Genomic DNA, 19,861 nt, shown 5'->3' on the forward strand with positions numbered 1-19,861 from the left:
CCAGGTCCCGGACGGGGCCGTACCGGAAAGGACATCCCATGAGCATCCTCAGCGACCGGCCCGTGGCGACGCGGCTCCCGCTCACCGAACTCGGCCCGAACATCGGCGCGGAGATCGACGGCGTCGAACTGGCGCGCCTGGACGACGACGGCGTGCTCGCGCTGCGGGAGGCCCTCGTACACCACAAGGTCCTCTTCGTGCGCGGGCAGCACCGGCTCGACGACGCGGGCCAGATCGAGCTGGGCCGCCGCCTCGGCGAGGTCACCGTCGGGCACCCCGTCCACGACTCCGGTGACGTGGCGCCCGAGGTGTACTCGCTGGACAGCCAGGACAACGGCTTCGCCGACGTGTGGCACACCGACGTCACCTTCGTGCCGCGGCCGCCCGCGATCTCGGTGCTGCGCTCGGTGGTGCTCCCGCCCACCGGCGGCGACACCAACTGGGCCGACAGCCAGGCCGCCTACGAGTCGCTGTCGCCCGGCCTGCGGGCGCACATCGACACCCTGACCGCCGTGCACGACGGCAGCCGCGAGTTCGGCTACTACCTCGCCCAGCGCCGGCAGGGGAAGGGCAACCTGTGGGAGGGCGAGGTGTTCACCCAGCTCACGCCGGTGGAGCATCCGGTGGTGCGGGTGCACCCGGAGAGCGGGCGCAAGGGGCTGTTCGTGAACCCCGGCTTCACCTCGCACATCGTCGGCGTCTCCGAGCACGAGAGCCGGGGCCTGCTCGACATCCTCTACGCGCACCTCACCAAGCCGGAGCACGTGGTGCGGCACCGCTGGCAGCCGGGTGACGTGGCGCTGTGGGACAACCGCAGCACCTCGCACTACGCCAACCGCGACTACGGCGACCAGCACCGGGTGATGCACCGGATCACCCTGCGCGGCGACATCCCGGTGGGGCCGCGGGCGTGAGCACGGTATGAGGGGGCCGCCCGTTCACCGACCGGGCGGCCCCTCGTACGTCAGCCCCCGACCCGCGCGCAGTCGGCCGGCTCCGCCACATGTGGCTCCGGTGCATGTGGCCCGCGCACATGTGGCTCCGGTGCATGTGGCCCACGCACATGTGGTTCCGGTTCGGTGTCCAGCGCCCGGAGGACAGCCCTGGCCACCAGGTCGTTCTGCCGGAAGGCCGGCGCGTCGGTGCGGGGGCGGGCGAAGGCGGCGACGGCCCGGCTGTCGGTGGGGGCCCCGAGCGCGAGCCGGCGGGGATGCGGCCCGCCCAGGCCGGGGTCGATCAGGCGGCCGTCGTCGGGGGAGACGGCGATCCGCCCGGACCGGTGCCGGTGCGTGCCGTCGGTCACCTCCTCCTCCGCGAGCGCGCCCGTGCGGCGCAGGTGCCGCAGCAGCGGGTCCTCGGTCCGGTCGAGGTTCGGGCCCGGCAGATACGCCTCGATCAGCGCGGTCGCGCGCACGGTGTGACCCGGCACGGTCGGACTCGTCGCCGTGAAGGTGCCGGTCGCCTCGTCCGTGCCGACCCGGACGTCCGCGCCGAGGAAGCGCACCACTCCGGCACGGGACAGCGCGTCCAGTTCGCGCAGCCGGAAGCCGGGGGGCCCGGAGGCCAGGAAGCTGAAGAAGCCCTGCCACCAGCCGTCCAGGCCGTCCGCCGGCGAGCGCGCCGTCAGCCGCCCGGAGGCGACCAGGCCGGGCAGGTGGCCGTACAGGGAGAGCAGCGCGAGGAACGCCCCCAGGTCGGCGCTGTGCTCCGGGTCCTCGCGGCGGGTCAGGTCCCGGCGGGCGTAGGCGCGCAGGTGCTCCTGGAAGGCGTCCGGGGTGTCGAAGACGAGCCCGTCCAGCGGCCGGTCCAGCGTCTCGAAGTCCAGCCGGTCGGCCGGATCGGGCACGGCGATGGCGATCAGCCCGGACGCCTGGGCGGAGTACCAGCCGAAGCGGTCGTAGGCGGCGAGGAACTCCGGCCAGGGCATGGCCGTGCGCTCGGGGTGGGCGTGGAACAGCTCGTGGTAGTGGCCGAACCCGATCTCCTTCGCCATCAGCGGCCACACGTCGCGCCGCAGGTCCAGCGGAACGCCCCGGGCCGCCAGGCCGTCGACCGCTTCCGGACCGAAGTACCGGGGGAGCGGGGGCCGGGGTCCCCGCAGCTGGTATCCGGTCTTCGCGTGGTACGGCACCCCGCGCCGCGACCCGACGTGCAGCACGGGTTCGCGGCCGGAGGGCAGGTAGGTCAGTGTGCCGTCCGGCTCCGTGCGGTAGGCGCCGCCCCGGCCCTCGGTGAGCAGTACCATCAGGTCGACGAAGGCCAGCCCGAAGCCCCGCAGCACGACCTCCTCTCCGGGGCGCAGTCCCGACAGGTCGGCGTCGGCGGAGAAGGCGGGCGGCAGATGGAAGCGGCCGTGGCGGCGGGCGAAGTCGGCGTGGACGCGGTGCGCGGAGGCGGGAGCCGAGCCGAGGTGTCCCTGGGCCAGGATCACCAGGTCGGCGCGGAGCGGTTCGCTCCGCCCCGCCAGGCGGACCTCCTGGGGGCCGTCCGCCGGACCGGTGACCGAGGTCGCGGTGGTGCGGTGCCACTCGACGGTCACCGAGGGCGGAAGGTCGGCCAGCGCGCGGCGGAACACCCAGTCCAGATAGGCGCTCTGGGCACGCCGGGTCGGGAAGTCGGCCGGGCCCAGGGTGCGGAGTTCGGCGAGCACCTCCGGGTCGGCCGGCTCGGCGTACGGGGTGAAGCGCGGCGCGTCCGGCCGGGCGAACTGGGCGGCCCATTCGGCCAGCGAGGGGCCGGGACGCACCGGGCCGTCCACCGTGGAGGTCTCGTCGGTGAACATGGTGACGTCCTCGGCCATGGAGTTCATCCGCAGCAGCGGCGACTGCTCCTGCCGCCAGACCCGGCCCGGACCGGGTGGATGCGGGTCCACCAGATGGACCCGCAACTCATGTGTGCCGGACCAGAGTTCGGGCGCGTTGGCGGCGACGCGCTCCAGCAGCCCGGTGGCGCGGGGGCCCGCCCCGACGACCACCACGGTACGAGCGCTCACCGGTCACCGCCGCCGGAGGCGCGGCGGGTCCGGGCACGCGCCACGGTCAGCCACGGGCGGAGCCGGGCGACCGGGGAGGGCGCCAGGGCGCGGGCGGCGCCCCGGCCGTAGTACCGCTCGACGTGGAACTGGCCCACGCTGAGCACCGACGTCACGGCGATGTACCAGACCGTGGCGACCAGCAGCAGCGGGATCACCTGGTACGTCCGGTTGTAGATCAACTGGACCGAGAACAGCAGGTCGTGGACGGCGAGGACACTGACGATGCTGGTGCCCTTCAAGGTGCCGATCAGCATGTTGCCCGCGGTCGGCACGATCGAGCGCATCGCCTGCGGGACGACGATCCGGCGCAGGGTGCGCCATCTGCCGAGCCCCAGTGCCTGCGCCGCCTCGGTCTGCCCGGCGTCCACGGACAGGATGCCGCCCCGGACCACCTCGGCCGCGTACGCCGTCTCGTGCAGGGTGAGGCCGATCAGCGCGGTCAGGGTCGGCCCCAGCAGGTTCACCGTCCTGACGCTGACGAACTCGGGGCCGAACGGGATGCCGAGGCCGAGCGTCGGGTACAACGCGCCGATGTTGAACCAGAACAGCAACTGCACCAGCAGCGGCGTCGACCGGAAGATCCACACATAGCCCCAGCTCAGGCTGCGCAGCACCGGGTTGGAGGAGAGGCGGAGCACCGCGATGCCGGTGCCGAGCAGGAACGCCAGCACCATGACGGCCGCCGTCAGCCACAGGGTCAGCAGGAGACCGTCGAGCACGGCCGCGGTGGTGAAGTACTGCCCCACCACCTCCCACTGGAAGGCGTCGTTGCGGACGACGGAGTTGACCACCATGGCCAGGACCAGCAGGGCGATAGCGGCGGCGATCCAGCGGCCGAGGTGCCGGCGCGGCACGATCCGGGGCGGCCCGGCGCTCTCGGGCGGCGGCTCGGCCGCGACCGGATTCGGAAGAGGGGTGGAGGTGACATCGGAAGGCGTGGCCATCGGTAGACGCTCCGGGAGGGAGGTGCGGACGTGGGCGACCGTCCGGTGGCACGCGTACTCGCGTACGGTGCGGCCGGTGGCCTGCGTCGTCACGTGCCGCGTCCCTCAACGCGACCGGAGGAACACGCCGCGAGGCGGGTCCGTCCGCCGCCGATCGTACGTGCGATGCGCGCACCTCTGTCAACCGGGCGAGAGGCACCGATGGTTGATGTCCGGCATGCGGTCAAGGGTTGACGAAAGCCGAGACGCACTGCTCAATTGACCGCATGGATGCCCAGCAGCGCTTGGTCACGCGCGATCACATCGACTTCGGTCGAGTGTGGTCGTCCTCGTGTCGCGCCTGACTCGGCAGCGGGCCGTCTGACCGGCCCTTTCCCTCCGCCGGCACACCCGGCGCGGGCCGATGCCCACCCCCTTCCGCGCGCTGCCGCCGCACCGTCTCACCCGACGCCCGTCGTCGTCACGTCGCATTTCTGTCGTCACTGATCTGACACTTCATCAACTTGCTGAACAAGAACGCTAGTTCAGTCCTTCACGCCTGCGCTTTCTCGCCGGAAAGGCTCACTCATGCCCGTGGAGTTCCTCGGCATAGCCGCGACCAACGACGGCTCCGAAACCACCCCGCGCTCCGGCGTGGCCTTCGACAAGGACTACACCCTCCGCCTCGCCCGGGCCCACGAGGACCACGGCTGGGACCGGGTGCTGTTCGCCTACGGCTCCGGCTCCCCGGACCCCGCGCCCGCCGCCGCCTACATCGCCGCCCGCACCGACCGGCTGCAGCTCCTGCTCGCCCACCGGCCGAACGTCTCCTACCCCACCTTCGCCGCCAAGACCTTCGCCACCCTGGACCAGATCAGCGAGGGCCGGCTCACCGTCCACTTCATCACCGGCGGCAACGACCACGAACAGGGCCGCGAGGGCGACACCCTTACCAAGGACGAGCGGTACACCCGCACCCGCGAGTACATCCAGATCGTCAAGAAGATCTGGACCACCCACGAGGCGTTCGGCCACGAGGGCGAGCACTACCGCTTCCACGACTTCGTCAGCGACGTCTTCCCCGTCCAACAGCCGCGCCCCGGCGTCTCGTTCGGCGGCTCCTCGGCCGCCGCGTACGCCGCCGGAGGCGCCGAGGCCGACATCTACTGCCTGTGGGGCGAACCGCTGGCCGAGACCGCCGCGCAGATCGAGAAGGTCAAGGCCGCCGCCCGCGAGGCCGGCCGCACCGACGTGCCCCGCATCCAGGTCGCGTTCCGCCCGATCATCGCCCCCACCGAGGAACTGGCCTGGGAGAAGGCGCACCGCACCGTCGGCGCGATCAAGCAGCGCCGCGAGGCCGGCCTCGTCCGCCACCACCGCGCCGGTGCCCCCGAGAATGCCGGCTCGCAGCGCCTGATCGCCATCGCCGAGGCGGGCGAGCGCTACGACCGAGCCCTGTGGACCCCCACCGCCGCCGCGACCGGCGGCGCGGGCAACTCCAACGCCCTGGTCGGCACCCCCGAAACGGTCGCCCAGGCCCTGCTCGACTACTACGACCTCGGCGTCGACATCCTCTCCGCGCGCGGCTACGACCTGCTCGGCGACGCCATCGACTTCGGCCGCCACGTCATCCCGATCGTCCGCGAGGAAATCGCCAAGCGGGACGCCGCCCGCACGGCCGGCACCGGCCCGCTCACGGCGGTGGGCGAGTGAGCCTGCCCGCCCTCTCCGCCCGGTCGGTCGGCCCGCGAGGTCGTCGCCGAGCTGGAACGCGAGGCGCGCGCCCGCGGGTACCGGCGGATCTACCTCACCACCGGACCCCGCCAGCCCGAGGCCCGCGCGCTGTACCTCGACACCGGCTAACGCCCGCTGTTCGACACCGAGGCCGACCCGGAGTCCATCGGCCCGCTGCCCTTCGAGAAACACCTCCCGAGACACCCCGACCCCGAGAAAGACCTCCGCACCGGAAAGGCCACCGCCCAGTGAAGCCCACCGGCATCCCCGGCCGCACCCGCCCGCTCGTGGCCGCCGCCGCGCTCCTGCCCCTGCTGGCCCTGACCGGGTGCGGCTCCGGCGACCCCGCCGGGGCGACCGCGGCGGGAGGCTCGCCCGCGCCGACCGCCGACCCTGTGGCCGCCGTCCACAAGGTCGGCTCCGCCGCCGCCCTGCTGCCCGCCGACGTACGCTCCGCGGGCACCCTGCGCATCGGCGGCTCGGTCGGCGCGCCGCCCTCCGCGTACTACCCGGACGGTTCCCGCACGCCCCAGGGCCAGGACATCGACATCGCCTCGGCGGTCGCCAAGGTGCTCGGGATCAGGCTGGAGCGGCAGGACGCCTCCTTCGAGACCATCCTCCCCGCCCTCGGCAGCGGCAAGTACGACGTGGGCACCGGCAACTTCGGCGTCACCACCGAGCGCCTGAAGACCATCGACTTCGTCACCTACATCGACGACGGCCAGGGCTTCGCCGTGAAACAGGGCGACACCTCCTTCGGAAGCAAGATCACCGAACTGACCCAGCTGTGCGGCCGCACCGTCGGCATCAACGCCGGCACCACCTTCGAGGCCACCCTCGCCGCGCAGAAGGGGGTGTGCGCCAAGGCCGGGAAGAAGCCGTACGAGGTGAAGGTCTACTCGGAGAACGGCGCGACCGTCACCGCGCTCCAGCAGGGCCGTATCGACGTGATCATGTCGACCATCAACGGCCTGCGCTACCAGGCCGCCCAGCCCGCCGCGCACACCGCGTTCCTCGGCGAGTACCACCGCCTCGACGTCGGCTTCGCCTTCAAGAAGGGCTCGAAGCTGACCAAGGCGTTCCAGGCGGCCGTCAACGAGCTGATCAGGAACGGTACTTACGACCGCATCCTCAAGAAGTGGGGCACCACCGGCTCCGCCGTCGACAGCTCGCGGATCAGCCCGCCCGAGCACGCCTGAGACGACACGCGACGAGGGGAGAGCCGATGAACGACGTCATGGTGGACGTACGCGCCGTCCACAAGAGCTTCGGTCCGCTGGAAGTCCTGCGCGGCGTCGACCTGACCGTGCGGGCGGGCGAGGTCACCGTGGTCCTCGGCCCCTCCGGCTCCGGCAAGTCCACCCTGCTGCGCACCATCAACCACCTGGAGAAGGTCGACAGCGGCTGGATCAGCATCGACGGCGAACTCATCGGCTACCGCCGCGCCGGGAACAAGCTGTACGAGCTGAAGGAACGGGACGTCCTCAAACAGCGCACCCACATCGGGTTCGTGTTCCAGTACTTCAACCTGTTCCCGCACCTCACCGTGCTCGACAACCTCCTCGAAGCGCCCGTCTCCGCGCTCCGCCGCCCCAGGAAGGACGCCGAGGCCACCGCGCGCCGCCTGCTCGACCGGGTAGGCCTCGCCGACAAGGCCGACGCCTACCCGCGCCAGCTCTCCGGCGGCCAGCAGCAGCGCGTCGCCATCGCCCGCGCGCTCGCCCTGGAGCCGAAGGTGCTCCTCTTCGACGAACCCACCTCCGCGCTCGACCCCGAGCTGGTCGGCGAGGTCCTGGACGTCATCAAGGACCTCGCCCGCACCGGCACCACCATGATCGTCGTCACCCACGAGATCGGCTTCGCCCGCGAGGCCGCCGACACCGTGGTCTTCATGGACGACGGCACGGTGGTCGAACAGGGCCCGCCCTCCGCCGTGTTGGACACCCCGCGGCGCGAACGCACCCGCGCTTTCCTCGCCAAGGTCCTCTGAGCTGAGGGCGCTTCGGCACCACAAGGAGACCTCCCCGTGTTCACAACCGCCCGCCACGCCGCCGTACCCACGCCCGGCCCAGCCCCGGCAGCCCGTGGCACCGCCCCCACCGACGACCGCACGGCCGCAGCCGTTCACGGCAGAGGTGCCACCCCGGCCCGGACCAGCGTCGCCGCCCGCTGGCGGGCCCTCGCCGAGGAGAAGCACCTCTCCATCCGAGAACTCGCCATCGAGCTCACCGCCCGGCAGTCCTTCATCGGCACCCCCGGCGCGGTCGCCGCCGCCATGGACGAACACGTCCGGACCGACGCGGCCGACGGCTTCATCCTCGTACCCCACCTCAGCCCCGGCGGACTCGACGAGTTCGTCGACCGGGTCGTCCCGCTGCTCCAGGAACGCGGCGTCCTGCGCACCGAGTACCAGGGCCCCACCCTGCGCGACCACCTCGGCCACCCCGCACCCCGCCCGGAGGAGACCGCGTGAGATTCCAGGTCCTCACCATCGGCGGCCACGCCCCGCACCCTCTGACCGGTGAACAGGTGCCCGCCGCCGACCGGTTGACCGAGATCGTGGAGACGGGCGTCGTCGCCGAGGAGCTGGGCTTCGACGCGTACGCGATCGGGGAGCGGCACGCCGGGCCCTTCCTCTCCTCCGGCCCCACCGTGCTGCTCGGCGCGCTCGCCGCCCGCACCTCCCGCATCCGGCTGCTCACCGGCGTCACCGTCCTCGCCGTCCTCGACCCCGTCCGGGTCGCCGAGGACTACGCCACCCTCCACCAGCTCTCCCGCGGCCGCCTCGAACTCGTCATCGGCAAGGGCGCCGAGGCCGGCCACTTCGACCTCTTCGGCCTCGACGAGAGCCTCCAATGGGACTACGAGGCCGAGAAGTACGAGCTGCTGCGCAGGCTCTGGCGCGAGGAGGACGTCACCTGGCAGGGCGAGTTCCGCCCGCCCCTGACCGGCGTCACCACCCTCCCGCGCCCCTACGAAGGCCGCCCGCCCCGCGTCTGGCACGGCTCCGCCACCAGCCTCAACTCCCCCGAACTGGCGGCCCGGCACGGCGACCCCCTGTTCAGCGCCAACGCCATCCAGCCCCGCGCCGCGTACACCCGGCTCATCGACCACTACCGGGAACGCTTCGCCGCCCACGGCCACGACCCGGCCGGCGCCTACGTCGGCGCCGGTTCCGGCGGCCTGTTCCTCGCCCGCACCAGCCAGCGGGCCGTCGCCGAGTTCAAGGAGTTCTACGAGGCCCGCGTCCGCCAGTCGTACAAGCCCCACCTGGCCGGCAGGCCGGGCTACAACACGCCGTTCGCCACCGTGGAGGAGGCGATCGCGGACGGCCCCCACCTCATCGGCAGCCCCCAGCAGGTCATCGACAAGATCCTCGGCTTCCACGCCGCCTACCGCCACGACCTGCAGTCCGTCACCGTCGACGGCTCCGGCCTCTCCCAGCCCCGGCAGACCGACCAGCTCAGGTGGTTCGCCGAGGAGATCGCACCCGTGGTGCGGACGGAAGCGCCCACCACCCTGTGGCAGCAGGCGTAGCCCCCGCCCACCGAACCCCGCTCGAAAGGCCACCCTCATGGCAACCGTCCTGTCCGTCTCCGGCAGCCCCTCCGCCACCTCCCGCACCGGCCGCCTGCTGCGCCACCTGGACGAGCGGCTCAGCAGCCAGGGACACCGGGTCGTCCCCCTGGACGTGCGCGGACTGCCCGCCGACGCACTCCTCGGCGCCGACGTACGGCACCCGGCGATCGCGGCCGCCGCCGAGCTGGTCGACCGGGCCGACGGCATCGTGATCGGCACCCCCGTCTACAAGGCCGCGTACTCCGGGCTGCTCAAGTCCTTCCTCGACCTGCTCCCGCAGTACGCCCTCACCGGCAAGACGGTCCTGCCCCTCGCCACCGGCGGCACCACGGCCCATGTGCTCGCCATCGACTACGCGCTCCGGCCGGTGCTCAGCTCCATGGGCGCTGCCCACATAGTCCAGGGCTGGTTCACCCTCGACAAGGACATAGTGGTCCGCGACGACGGCACCGTGGCCCTCGCACCCGGCACCGCCGAGGCGCTGGCCCAGATCACCGACCGGTTCTCCGTCGCCCTCGGCGGCCGCACCCTGTTGGCCGCGACCGGCTGACGTAAGGCCCCCACCCGGCCCGCCCGCTCAGCCGCTGCCCACCAGCTCGCCGGTCAGCGTGCTGTGCAGGCGGGCGCTGCGCTCGTCCAGGCCACTGATCTCGACCGTCTTGCCGTGCTCGGCGTATCGCGCCTCGACGGCGTCCAGCGCGGCGACGGACGAGGCGTCCCACACCTGGGCGGCGGACAGGTCGATCACCACCCGGCCGGGATCGGTGGCGTAGGCGAACCTGTGTGCCAGGTCGTCGGCCGAGGCGAAGAACAGGTTGCCGGTGACCCGGTACACCACCGTCGAACCGTCCGGATCGTGCACCGAGGTGACACCGGCCGAGCGCGCCACCCGGCGGGCGAACACGCCCAGCGCGACCAGCGAGCCGGTCACCACACCGATCGCCAGGTTCTGGGTGACCACCACGACCACCACCGTGAGCACCATGACCGTGATCTCCCCGGCCGGCATCCGCCGCAGGGTGCGCGGCGCCACGGAGTGCCAGTCGAAGGTCGCCACCGACACCATCACCATCACCGCGACCAGCGCGGCCATCGGGATCTTCGACACCACCGGCCCGAAGACGACGCACAGCACCATCAGGAACACCCCGGCCAGGAACGTCGACAACCGGGTACGGGCACCCGACACCCGTACGTTGATCATGGTCTGGCCGATCATCGCGCAGCCGCCCATGCCGCCGAGGAAACCCGTCACGATGTTGGCCACGCCCTGGCCGACCGACTCCCGCGTCTTGGACGAGCGGGTGTCGGTGATGTCGTCCACCAGCCGCGCCGTCATCAGCGACTCCATCAGCCCGACCAGAGCCATGGCCAGCGCGTAGGGCGCGATCGTGGTCAGCGTGTCCAGGGTGAACGGCACGTCCGGCAGCCCGGGCACCGGCAGCGACGAGGGCAGCGCGCCCCGGTCGCCCACGGTCGGCGCCGCGATGCCCGCGGCCACGGTGACAGCGGTGAGCGCCACGATCGACACCAGCGGCGCCGGGACCGCGCGCGTCACCTTCGGGAAGAGCACCAGCAGCGCCACCCCGGCCGCGAACAGCGGATAGACGGGCCAGGGCACGCCGGTCAGCTCCCGTAGCTGCGTCAGGAAGATGAGCACCGCCAGGCCGTTCACGAAGCCGACCATCACACTGCGCGGCACGAACCGCAGCAGCCGTGCCACCCCCAGCGCGCCCAGCACGATCTGGAGGACACCCGCAAGGATCACCGTCGCGATCAGGTACCCGAAACCGTGCTCCCGGTTCATCGGGGCGATCACCAGCGCCACCGCACCGGTCGCGGCGGAGATCATGGCCGGACGCCCGCCGACGAACGCGATGGTCACCGCCATGGTGAACGACGCGAACAGGCCGATGGCCGGGTCCACCCCGGCGATCACCGAGAAGGAGATGGCCTCCGGGATCAGGGCCAGCGCCACCACCAGGCCGCCCAGCACCTCGGTGCGCAGCACCCGCGGGTCGGACAGCCAGGACGGACGCCGGAAACGGCGCGGGTGTGCGGTGGGCTGGGGCGCGGGCGTGATCAAGAGCAGGGGCACCTGTCGGGCTCGGGAGCGCCCGGTACGGCTCCGGGCACAAAGGCGCCCAGTCTACTGTGGGCGGCGGTCCGGTCCCCGGCCCCGCGAACCTGCGGGCCCGCCCCTACCGGGGCATGATGGGAAAACCGACGCAGTCCCCGGAGCCCGAAGGCGGTGCCGACATGCCCGCAGCCACCCTCGCCGAGGTCGTCCACCAGGCCGGCTGGAAGGTCATCCCGCTCGACCTCGCCGGCGTCACGGACCAGGCCGGATTCATGGACCGCGCCACCAAGGCGCTCGACCTGCCCGAGTTCGCCGGACGCAACTGGCAGGCGTTCCAGGACGCCTGCGGCGACATCGGCTGGGGTCCGGAGGTCGCGGGCCGCCTCCTCGTCGTCATCGGCTGGCGCGACTACGCCAAGGCCCAGCCCGAGCAGTGGGAGAGCGCGCAGCAGGTCCTCGAGTCGGTCGCGGGTCGGCAGCAGGAGTACGACTCGACGCTCGCGGTCGTCCTGACCCTCGTCTGACCGCTCCGAGGGCGCTGCTCCGAGAACTCCGAGAGCGTCCGCGCGCGTTTTCCCGCGCCCTCGGAGTTGTTTTCTTGTGACCGATAAAGATCCGATGCGGATCGTTTTCTTCTCCTTCCGCCGTGGAAATTCATCGGCTTTATCGATCTGCCGTACGACGCCTCATACCAGAGCGGGACGCGGACCGGGAGACTTTGTCAACTGCCCACCGCATCTGCCGCACAGGCAACTAGCGTGAATGCCCGTCGGACGACTCAGGGCCCCTTTTTCCCATTCCTCTTTTCCGACACCAGGGCCCGACGGACCAGTACGAGGACGCAGATGTCTCACCTCCGCGCACCGGTCTCCCGTGCCGACCGCCGAGAGGGCGGCCGCCACGGAAGACCGGTCGCCCGACCCGCTCCCGCACTGCCCGAGACGCTCCTTCGACCCCAGCTCACGCGCCTCGCCGTGCTCCCGCCCGTCGCGGTGGCGCTCGCCGCGACCGCGGCCGTCGTCTTCACCGTCCGCTCCACCGGCGCGCACACCGGTCTCGCCCTGTGGGCGGTGCTCGCCCTGACCGTCCTGGTCGCCGGAGCCGCCATCGGTATCGCCGCCGTGGCCGCCGACCGGGCCGCCCGCTCCGTGGGCGACCGCGTCGGCGCCCTGCGCCGCAACGCCGCCCGGAGCGAGGCCGACCTGCGCGCCCTGGTCGACGCGCTGCGCCGCGGCGAGGCACCGCCGCGCGGCAAACCGCGCCGCAGGCCGCCGGAGGACGCCGACGACTTCGAACTCCTCGCCGCCGACCTGGCCCGTGCGCACGACGGCGCCGTCACCGCCGTCGTCCGCGCGGCCCAGCTCTCCAGCCAGACCGCCGACGAACAGAAACTCGAGGTCTTCGTCAACCTCGCCCGGCGCCTCCAGTCCCTCGTGCACCGGGAGATCTCCATCCTCGACGAGCTGGAGAGCGAGATCGAGGACCCCGACCTGCTCAAGGGGCTCTTCCACGTCGACCACCTCGCCACCCGCATCCGCCGCCACTCCGAGAACCTCGCCGTGCTCGGCGGCGCGGTCTCCCGGCGCCAGTGGAGCAACCCGGTCGACATGACCGAGGTGCTGCGCTCCGCCATCGCGGAGGTCGAACAGTACTCACGGGTCAAGCTCGTCCCGCCGATCGAGGGCGAGCTGCGCGGTCACGCCGTCGCCGACGTCATCCACCTCCTCGCCGAACTGGTCGAGAACGCCACCGTGTTCTCCGCTCCGCAGACCCAAGTCCTGCTGCGCACCAACCTCGTGACCTCCGGACTCGCCGTCGAGGTGGAGGACCGGGGACTCGGCATGCCGGTCGAGGAACAGCACCGCATGAACGCCCTCCTCGCCGACCCCGACCAGGTCAACGTCGCCAGCCTGCTGGCCGACGGCCGCATCGGTCTCTACGTCGTCTCCCAACTCGCCCGCCGCCACGGCATCTCGGTGCGCCTGCAGACCAACATCTACGGGGGAGTGCAGGCGGTACTGGTGGTGCCGCAGGCCCTGCTGGGGGCTTCGGGTCCGGCTCCGGTCGGGGTTGGGGCTGGGGCTGGGACCGGTGCGTCTGAGGGGGCGGGCTTGGTCCTGCCCGAGTCCGGTGTGGTGGGGGCTGGGGCGGTTCCGGCCGGCGGGGCCGCGGTTCCGGGTGCTCAGGTCACCGGACGGCACCGGCAGGTGGCGCGGGCCGAGAGCGGGGGCGCGGCAGCGGCTGTGGGTGTGGGTGCAGGGGTGGCCGGTGGCGTTGCCTCGACGGGCGGTGTCGTGCCGCCTCCGCTGCCCAGGCGCGGCGCCCAGGAGCAACGGCCCAATCCCGCAGAAGCGGTGCCCGGCATCAGCGCCGGGGACCGGACCGTGGTGGAGAGCCACGCGAGCGTGCTCCCGACTCCGCGCGGGGGAGTGGCCCCCGGCGTGGAGAAGCCCCGGCTGCCCCGTCGGCGCGCTCAGGAGCACATCGTGCCGCAGCTGCGCGGGGGACCCGTGCCGCGTCCGGACGCCGACCCGGTCGTGGGCCACGACCCCGGGCTCATGGCCGCCTTCCAACGGGGCGTCGGCCTCGCCGAGTCCCAGCAGAGCCTTGAGGCCGAGGGGCAGGGGTACGGGGAGACGCCGTCTGTCGGAGACGGCGTGTTCATGGGGGCGGCGTACGTGGAGGGCCCTGCTGTGGACGCCGGGCACATGGGTGCTGAGGGGGTGGGTGCCGGGCACGTGGAGTCGGGCCACCTGGACGCTGGCCACACGGAACCGGGCCACGTGGACACGGGGCACATCGCGGTCGGCCACATGGGCCCGGAACACATGGCGCCAGCCCCCATGGAGCCAATGCCCATGGCGATCGGCCACATGGAGCCAACACACGTGGGCGTCAGCCACATGGCGCCGGAACACACAGATCCCGGCCACACAGCGTCCGCCCACACAGCGTCCGCCCCCACAGACCCCGGCCACATGGACCCTGCCCCCATGGACCCCAGCCACATGGAGCCAGGGCTCATGGACAGGAGCGCGCCCCCCGCATGACGCACACCCCCACTACGCCCATCACTTCCACTCCCACTCCCACCCCCCACCCCAGCGCTCCCGCAGACCTTCGTACCCCAAGGAGTCGATCCACCATGGCGAGCGATGCGCCGACCGCCCACGCATCCGACCTCGACTGGCTGCTGAGCGGCCTCGTGCAGCGCGTCCCGCACACCGGCAGCGCGGTGCTGCTGTCCTGCGACGGGCTGGTGAAGTCCGTGCACGGACTGGACCCCGACAGCGCCGACCACATGGCCGCGCTCGCCTCCGGCCTGTACTCCCTCGGCCGCAGCGCGGGCGTCCGGTTCGGGGACGGCGGGGAGGTCCGGCAGGTCGTGGTCGAACTGGACTCCACCCTGCTGTTCGTCAGCACGGCCGGCTCCGGCACCTGTCTCGCCGTGCTCGCCGGCCGCGAGGCCGACGCCGCCGTGCTGGGCTACGAGATGGCGATGCTGGTCAAGAGCGTCCGCCCCTACCTCGTCACCGCGCCCCGGCAGCCCGCCGCCGACCCCTCGGCGATGAGGCCGTGAGCGTGGCCGCCGTGGGCGACGGGCCCTGGGTCGACGACGCGGCCGGCCGCCTGGTGCGCCCCTTCACGGTCAGCGGCGGCCGTACCGAACCCAGCGTCGCCCTGGACCTGATCTCCCAGGTGATGGCGACCGGCGTGACCCCGCTCGGCTATCTCGGACCCGAGCACGCGCAGGCGCTCGACCTGTCCCGCGCGCCCGTCTCGGTGGCCGAGGTCTCCGCGCATCTGCGCCTGCCCGCCGTGGTCACCAAAGTGCTGCTCTCGGACCTCGTCGACTGCGGGGCGCTGACCACCAAGCCCCCCGCCTTCCACCACAACCCCACTGACCGGTCTCTGCTGGAGGCAGTGCTCGATGGACTACGACGACAGCTCTGACCCCTTCCCCACCGCGCTCAAGATCCTGGTGGCCGGGGGCTTCGGGGTGGGCAAGACGACCTTCGTGGGCGCGGTCAGCGAGATCGCGCCGCTCAGCACGGAGGAACTGCTCACCACGGCCGGCGCGGCCACGGACAGTCTCGACGGGGTCGAGAACAAGGTCGAGACGACCGTGGCCATGGACTTCGGCCGCATCACCCTCGACCCCCGGCACGTCCTCTACCTGTTCGGGACGCCCGGCCAGGAGCGGTTCTGGTTCATGTGGGACGAGCTGTGCGAGGGTGCGCTCGGCGCGGTCGTCCTCGTCGACACCCGTCGTCTGGAGGAGTGCTTCGCCGCCGTCGACTTCTTCGAGGAGCGCGGCGTCGCCTTCATCGTGGCCGTCAACGAGTTCGACGGCGGCTTCCGCTACGCCCCCGACGAGGTGCGCGCCGCCCTCGACCTGAGCCCCGCCGTCCCGGTCGTCCCCTGCGACGCCCGTATCTCCAGCTCCGGCGTGCAGACCCTGCTCACCCTCGTACAGCACCTCCTCGCCCACGCCCCGGCGCCCGCCTCCGTCCAGGGAGCCCGGTCATGACGTACGAGCCGGCCCGCCGGGTCCGTGGCCTGCTGCTCACCCCGGAGGACAAGGAGGCGCCGGCCCGGACCTCCCGGCTGCGCGCCCTGGGCCTCGGGGAACGTCCCGTGGCCGCCCTCGACGCCTTCGCCGACCACCTCGCCAAGGCCGTCGGCGCGCCGTACGCCATGGTCAACTTCGTCGGCGAGCGCCGTCAGTACTTCGCGGGCCTGAGCGCCCCGCCCACCGGCCCCCTGGCCCGTGAGGACGGTGCCCGGCCCGAGGCCGTCCGGGTGCTGCCCCGGGAACATGGGTTCTGCCCCCATGTGGTGGTCCGCCACAAGGCCCTCGTGCTGGAGGACGTCCGCGACTACCCGCGCTTCGCGGGCAACCCGATCGTCGACGACCTCGGCATCCGGTCCTACCTCGGCGCGCCGCTCATCGACAGTTCCGGCATGGTGCTCGGCACCGTGTGCGCCGCCGACACCGAGCCCCGCACCTGGGGCAAGCCCGGTCTTGAGGCCATCAAGGGGATGGCCGCGGAACTCGCCGTACGCATCGAACGGGCGGCCGAGGACGGGCTGCCGATATGAACGGGCCCTGACAGAAACGGAGTTGGACGGCACCCGGCGAGGTGTGAAGCGGAGCTGAGGCGCCGGTTAAGAAAAGCTCGATGGATTACGGTCGGCGCATACGGCAGATTGCGGGGTGATTCCACCCCTCGGACCCGGTGCGGACGCCTCGGCGTGCCCGCGCGCCCGGGCCTCACCCACAGGAGCCGTAGCGTTGAAGGCGCTGGTCAAGGAGAAGGCGGAGCCCGGTCTCCGGCTCATGGACGTGCCCGAGCCCGAAGTGGGTCCCGGTGACGTGCTCATCAAGGTCATGCGGACCGGCATCTGCGGCACCGACCTGCACATCCGGGCCTGGGACGGCTGGGCGCAGCAGGCGATCCGCACCCCGCTGATCGTCGGCCACGAGTTCGTCGGGCAGGTCGTCGAGATTGGCCGCGACGTCGACGACATCCGGATCGGCGACCGGGTCAGCGGCGAAGGGCACCTGGTCTGCGGCAAGTGCCGCAACTGTCTCGCCGGCCGCCGCCACCTGTGCCGTTCCACCGTCGGCCTGGGCGTGGGCCGTGACGGCGCCTTCGCCGAGTACGTGACGCTGCCCGCGTCGAACGTGTGGGTGCACCGGGTCCCCGTGGACCTGGACATCGCCGCCGTGTTCGACCCGTTCGGCAACGCCGTGCACACCGCGCTGTCCTTCCCGCTGGTTGGCGAGGACGTCCTGATCACCGGCGCCGGACCGATCGGCCTCATGGCCGCCGCCGTGGCCCGGCACGCGGGCGCCCGCAACGTCGTCGTCACCGACGTCAGCGAGGAGCGCCTCGAACTGGCCCGCAAGATAGGAGTGAGCCTGGCACTGAACGTCTCGCGTTCCACGATCGCGGACGGTCAGCGGGAGCTGGGCCTGCGCGAGGGCTTCGACATCGGCCTGGAGATGTCCGGCCGCCCCGAGGCCATGCGCGACATGATCGCCAACATGACCCACGGCGGCCGCATCGCCATGCTGGGCCTGCCGTCGCAGGAGTTCCCGGTGGACTGGTCCCGGATCGTCACCTCGATGATCACCATCAAGGGCATCTACGGCCGGGAGATGTTCGAGACCTGGTACGCCATGTCGGTCCTCCTGGAGGGCGGCCTCGACCTCGCCCCCGTGATCACCGGCCGGTACGACTACCGCGACTACGAGGCGGCCTTCGAGGACGCGGCCAGCGGCAAGGGCGGCAAGGTCATCCTCGACTGGACCGCGTAACCCCCGTCAGCACCTTCGAAGGAGCCCCATGTTCGACACCGTCCGCGACGACCTCCGCGCCACCCTCGACGAGATCCGCGCCGCCGGGCTGCACAAGCCCGAGCGCGTCATCGGCACCCCGCAGTCCGCGACCGTCGAGGTCACCGAGGGCGGCCGCCCCGGCGAGGTCCTCAACTTCTGCGCCAACAACTACCTCGGCCTCGCCGACCACCCCGAGGTCGTCGCCGCCGCCCACGAGGCGCTCGACCGCTGGGGCTACGGCATGGCCTCCGTGCGCTTCATCTGCGGCACCCAGGAGGTCCACAAGGAGCTGGAGGCCCGCCTGTCGGCGTTCCTCGGCCAGGAGGACACGATCCTCTACTCCTCCTGCTTCGACGCCAACGGCGGTGTCTTCGAGACCCTGCTCGGCCCCGAGGACGCGGTGATCTCCGACGCCCTCAACCACGCCTCCATCATCGACGGCATCCGCCTGTCCAAGGCCCGCCGCTTCCGCTACGCCAACCGCGACCTCGCCGACCTGGAGACCCAGCTCAAGGAGGCCAGCGCGGGCGGCGCCCGGCGCAAGCTGATCGTCACCGACGGCGTCTTCTCCATGGACGGCTACGTCGCCCCGCTCGCCGAGATCTGCGACCTGGCCGACCGCTACGACGCGATGGTCATGGTCGACGACTCGCACGCCGTCGGCTTCGTCGGCGCCGGCGGCCGCGGCACGCCCGAGCTGCACGGCGTGATGGACCGCGTCGACATCATCACCGGCACCCTCGGCAAGGCCCTCGGCGGCGCCTCCGGCGGTTACGTCGCCGCCCGCGCCGAGATCGTCGCCCTGCTGCGCCAGCGCTCGCGCCCGTACCTCTTCTCCAACACCCTCGCCCCGGTGATCGCCGCGGCCTCGCTGAAGGTCCTCGACCTGCTGGAGTCCGCCGACGACCTGCGCGTGCGGCTCGCCGAGAACACCGCGCTGTTCCGCTCCCGCATGACCGAGGCCGGCTTCGACATCCTGCCCGGCGACCACGCCATCGCCCCGGTGATGATCGGCGACGCGGCCGAGGCCGGCCGCATGGCGGAGCTGCTGCTGGAGCACGGGGTGTACGTGATCGCCTTCTCGTACCCGGTGGTCCCGCAGGGCAAGGCGCGCATCCGCGTCCAGCTCTCCGCGGCCCACTCCACCGAGGACGTGAACCGCGCCGTGGACGCCTTCATCGCGGCGCGCGCCGAGCTGGCGGGCTGACCAGCGCGGACCAGCACGGCCCCCTTGCGATAATGGGGGCATGATCGAGGCGCGGCGGCTCCACATCCTCCGTGCGGTGGCCGACCACCGCACGGTCACGGCGGCGGCCGCCGCGCTGTACCTCACCCCCTCCGCGGTATCCCAGCAGCTCACCGCGCTGGAGCAGGAGACCGGCCACCGCCTGGTCGAGCGCGGCGCGAAGGGGGTACGCCTCACCCCGGCCGGCGAGATCCTGCTGGGCCACACCAACGCGGTGCTGGCCCGGCTGGAGCGTGCGGAGGCGGAGCTTGCCGCCTACGGCAAGGGCGAGGCGGGGACGGTCACCGTCGCCGCCTTCGCCACCGGCATCGCCCAGGTCGTGGCGCCCGCCCTGGCCCGGCTGGGCCGCTGCGCGCCCGGCATAGAGATCCGGGTCCGGGACGCCGAGGGCGACGCGAGCCTCAGGATGCTGCTGGACCGGCAGGTGGACGTGGCCGTGGCCGTCGAGTACCGGGGCGCGCCGCCCGCCGACGACCCGAGACTCACCCATCTCCCGCTCTACGCCGAGCCGTTCGACGCCGTCGTACCGGTCTGCCACCGGCTCGCGGACGACGCCGAGGTGCCGCTGGCGGAGCTGTCCAAGGACCCGTGGATCGGCCCGTACCCCGGCAACCCCTGCCACGACGTGGTGGTCCTGGCCTGCGAGAGCGCCGGGTTCCAGCCGCGTCTGGAGCACTCCTCCGACGACTTCCGCGCGGTGGTCGCGCTGGCCTCGGCCGCCGCGGGCGTGGCCCTCGTGCCCCGCTCCGCGCTGCGCGGCATGGATCTGACGGGTGTGGTCGTCCGGCCCGTCGACGGCGTGGCCCCGACCCGGCGCGTGTTCGCGGCCGTGCGCCGGGGCGCCGAGGGGCATCCGCTGATCCGCCCGGTGCTGGAGGCGCTCGGGCAGGCCGCGGCCGAGGGCTGAGCCGGGGCCGTT

At 72.4% G+C, this 19,861-nt stretch carries 18 protein-coding genes and 2 pseudogenes; 17 read left to right on the forward strand and 3 right to left on the reverse strand.

The window, feature by feature from the left end:
• The first annotated feature begins 38 nt into the window (after window positions 1–38).
• Window positions 39–914 (forward strand): TauD/TfdA family dioxygenase, encoded by an 876-nt coding sequence (locus tag ABZ898_RS24990; RefSeq protein WP_361663015.1) that lies wholly within the window; start codon window positions 39–41, stop codon window positions 912–914.
• Window positions 915–964: 50 nt separating this feature from the next.
• Here the strand turns inward: ABZ898_RS24990 and ABZ898_RS24995 are convergent, their stop codons facing one another.
• Window positions 965–2,992, reverse strand: coding sequence for an FAD/NAD(P)-binding protein (locus ABZ898_RS24995; RefSeq protein WP_361663018.1), 2,028 nt, complete (start codon window positions 2,990–2,992; stop codon window positions 965–967).
• Window positions 2,989–3,978 carry an amino acid ABC transporter permease gene (locus ABZ898_RS25000; protein WP_361663224.1) on the reverse strand — a complete coding sequence of 330 codons (990 nt, stop codon included), beginning with the start codon at window positions 3,976–3,978 and terminating at the stop codon, window positions 2,989–2,991. The genes ABZ898_RS24995 and ABZ898_RS25000 overlap by 4 nt, the downstream gene beginning before the upstream one ends.
• Window positions 3,979–4,545: 567 nt before the next feature.
• On the opposite strand from ABZ898_RS25000, the gene ABZ898_RS25005 reads away from it, so the two are divergent.
• The 7 genes and pseudogenes from ABZ898_RS25005 to ssuE all read left to right on the forward strand — a co-directional run bounded on the left by ABZ898_RS25005 (window position 4,546) and on the right by ssuE (window position 9,820).
• Complete coding sequence (locus ABZ898_RS25005) at window positions 4,546–5,670, forward strand: LLM class flavin-dependent oxidoreductase (protein WP_361663021.1); 1,125 nt, start codon at window positions 4,546–4,548, stop codon at window positions 5,668–5,670.
• Between the two features lie 30 nt (window positions 5,671–5,700).
• Window positions 5,701–5,943 (forward strand): annotated as a pseudogene (locus tag ABZ898_RS25010) (GNAT family N-acetyltransferase); the annotation flags it as partial.
• Window positions 5,940–6,890: an ABC transporter substrate-binding protein gene (locus tag ABZ898_RS25015; protein WP_361663024.1), complete on the forward strand. Its 951-nt coding sequence runs from the start codon at window positions 5,940–5,942 to the stop codon at window positions 6,888–6,890. The pseudogene ABZ898_RS25010 and the gene ABZ898_RS25015, both read left to right, overlap by 4 nt.
• Before the next feature lie 26 nt (window positions 6,891–6,916).
• Window positions 6,917–7,681, forward strand: coding sequence for an amino acid ABC transporter ATP-binding protein (locus tag ABZ898_RS25020; RefSeq protein ID WP_361663027.1), 765 nt, complete (start codon window positions 6,917–6,919; stop codon window positions 7,679–7,681).
• A gap of 165 nt (window positions 7,682–7,846) precedes the next feature.
• Window positions 7,847–8,164, forward strand: a pseudogene (locus ABZ898_RS25025) (F420-dependent methylene-tetrahydromethanopterin reductase); the annotation flags it as partial.
• The gene (locus ABZ898_RS25030; protein ID WP_361663030.1) at window positions 8,161–9,228 is read left to right on the forward strand and encodes an LLM class flavin-dependent oxidoreductase; all 1,068 of its coding nucleotides are present in this window, start codon (window positions 8,161–8,163) and stop codon (window positions 9,226–9,228) included. The pseudogene ABZ898_RS25025 and the gene ABZ898_RS25030, both read left to right, overlap by 4 nt.
• A gap of 37 nt (window positions 9,229–9,265) precedes the next feature.
• Window positions 9,266–9,820 carry an NADPH-dependent FMN reductase gene (gene ssuE, locus ABZ898_RS25035; RefSeq protein WP_361663033.1) on the forward strand — a complete coding sequence of 185 codons (555 nt, stop codon included), beginning with the start codon at window positions 9,266–9,268 and terminating at the stop codon, window positions 9,818–9,820.
• Between the two features lie 27 nt (window positions 9,821–9,847).
• Here ssuE and ABZ898_RS25040 read toward each other — a convergent pair whose 3' ends face one another.
• On the reverse strand, window positions 9,848–11,356 hold the full coding sequence (locus tag ABZ898_RS25040) for a SulP family inorganic anion transporter (protein WP_361663036.1): 1,509 nt from the start codon (window positions 11,354–11,356) through the stop codon (window positions 9,848–9,850).
• A 173-nt stretch (window positions 11,357–11,529) separates the two neighbouring features.
• Here ABZ898_RS25040 and ABZ898_RS25045 point away from each other — a divergent pair, with 173 nt between their 5' ends.
• The 9 genes from ABZ898_RS25045 (at window position 11,530) to ABZ898_RS25085 (ending at window position 19,849) form a co-directional block, all read left to right on the forward strand.
• A complete protein-coding gene (locus ABZ898_RS25045; protein ID WP_361663039.1) occupies window positions 11,530–11,874 on the forward strand; it encodes a barstar family protein in 345 nt (114 codons plus the stop codon).
• Between the two features lie 321 nt (window positions 11,875–12,195).
• Complete coding sequence (locus ABZ898_RS25050; RefSeq protein ID WP_361663041.1) at window positions 12,196–14,400, forward strand: ATP-binding protein; 2,205 nt, start codon at window positions 12,196–12,198, stop codon at window positions 14,398–14,400.
• A gap of 95 nt (window positions 14,401–14,495) precedes the next feature.
• Window positions 14,496–14,930: a roadblock/LC7 domain-containing protein gene (locus ABZ898_RS25055; RefSeq protein ID WP_361663044.1), complete on the forward strand. Its 435-nt coding sequence runs from the start codon at window positions 14,496–14,498 to the stop codon at window positions 14,928–14,930.
• Between the two features lie 2 nt (window positions 14,931–14,932).
• Window positions 14,933–15,304: a DUF742 domain-containing protein gene (locus ABZ898_RS25060; RefSeq protein ID WP_361663227.1), complete on the forward strand. Its 372-nt coding sequence runs from the start codon at window positions 14,933–14,935 to the stop codon at window positions 15,302–15,304.
• Window positions 15,282–15,881: an ATP/GTP-binding protein gene (locus tag ABZ898_RS25065; protein ID WP_361663046.1), complete on the forward strand. Its 600-nt coding sequence runs from the start codon at window positions 15,282–15,284 to the stop codon at window positions 15,879–15,881. Before ABZ898_RS25060 ends, ABZ898_RS25065 begins: the two co-directional genes overlap by 23 nt.
• On the forward strand, window positions 15,878–16,453 hold the full coding sequence (locus ABZ898_RS25070; RefSeq protein ID WP_361663049.1) for a GAF domain-containing protein: 576 nt from the start codon (window positions 15,878–15,880) through the stop codon (window positions 16,451–16,453). Before ABZ898_RS25065 ends, ABZ898_RS25070 begins: the two co-directional genes overlap by 4 nt.
• Before the next feature lie 193 nt (window positions 16,454–16,646).
• Window positions 16,647–17,675 carry an L-threonine 3-dehydrogenase gene (tdh, locus tag ABZ898_RS25075; RefSeq protein ID WP_361663052.1) on the forward strand — a complete coding sequence of 343 codons (1,029 nt, stop codon included), beginning with the start codon at window positions 16,647–16,649 and terminating at the stop codon, window positions 17,673–17,675.
• Between the two features lie 28 nt (window positions 17,676–17,703).
• Complete coding sequence (locus ABZ898_RS25080; RefSeq protein WP_361663055.1) at window positions 17,704–18,903, forward strand: glycine C-acetyltransferase; 1,200 nt, start codon at window positions 17,704–17,706, stop codon at window positions 18,901–18,903.
• 40 nt (window positions 18,904–18,943) lie between these two features.
• Window positions 18,944–19,849, forward strand: coding sequence for a LysR family transcriptional regulator (locus ABZ898_RS25085; RefSeq protein ID WP_361663058.1), 906 nt, complete (start codon window positions 18,944–18,946; stop codon window positions 19,847–19,849).
• Window positions 19,850–19,861: the final 12 nt, after the last annotated feature.

This window comes from Streptomyces sp. NPDC046860 (assembly GCF_040645115.1).
Taxonomy (GTDB): Bacteria; Actinomycetota; Actinomycetes; order Streptomycetales; family Streptomycetaceae; genus Streptomyces.

Bases quoted from the DNA above. Each gene is read 5' to 3' on its own strand.
- ssuE (WP_361663033.1), top strand. From the start codon at position 9,266: ATGGCAACCGTCCTGTCCGTCTCCGGCAGCCCCTCCGCCACCTCCCGC.
- ABZ898_RS25045 (WP_361663039.1), top strand. From the start codon at position 11,530: ATGCCCGCAGCCACCCTCGCCGAGGTCGTCCACCAGGCCGGCTGGAAG.
- ABZ898_RS25080 (WP_361663055.1), top strand. From the start codon at position 17,704: ATGTTCGACACCGTCCGCGACGACCTCCGCGCCACCCTCGACGAGATC.
- ABZ898_RS25000 (WP_361663224.1), bottom strand. From the start codon at position 3,978: ATGGCCACGCCTTCCGATGTCACCTCCACCCCTCTTCCGAATCCGGTC.
- ABZ898_RS25085 (WP_361663058.1), top strand. From the start codon at position 18,944: ATGATCGAGGCGCGGCGGCTCCACATCCTCCGTGCGGTGGCCGACCAC.
- ABZ898_RS25055 (WP_361663044.1), top strand. From the start codon at position 14,496: ATGGCGAGCGATGCGCCGACCGCCCACGCATCCGACCTCGACTGGCTG.
- ABZ898_RS24990 (WP_361663015.1), top strand. From the start codon at position 39: ATGAGCATCCTCAGCGACCGGCCCGTGGCGACGCGGCTCCCGCTCACC.
- ABZ898_RS25020 (WP_361663027.1), top strand. From the start codon at position 6,917: ATGAACGACGTCATGGTGGACGTACGCGCCGTCCACAAGAGCTTCGGT.
- ABZ898_RS25065 (WP_361663046.1), top strand. From the start codon at position 15,282: ATGGACTACGACGACAGCTCTGACCCCTTCCCCACCGCGCTCAAGATC.
- ABZ898_RS25070 (WP_361663049.1), top strand. From the start codon at position 15,878: ATGACGTACGAGCCGGCCCGCCGGGTCCGTGGCCTGCTGCTCACCCCG.
- ABZ898_RS25005 (WP_361663021.1), top strand. From the start codon at position 4,546: ATGCCCGTGGAGTTCCTCGGCATAGCCGCGACCAACGACGGCTCCGAA.
- ABZ898_RS25050 (WP_361663041.1), top strand. From the start codon at position 12,196: ATGTCTCACCTCCGCGCACCGGTCTCCCGTGCCGACCGCCGAGAGGGC.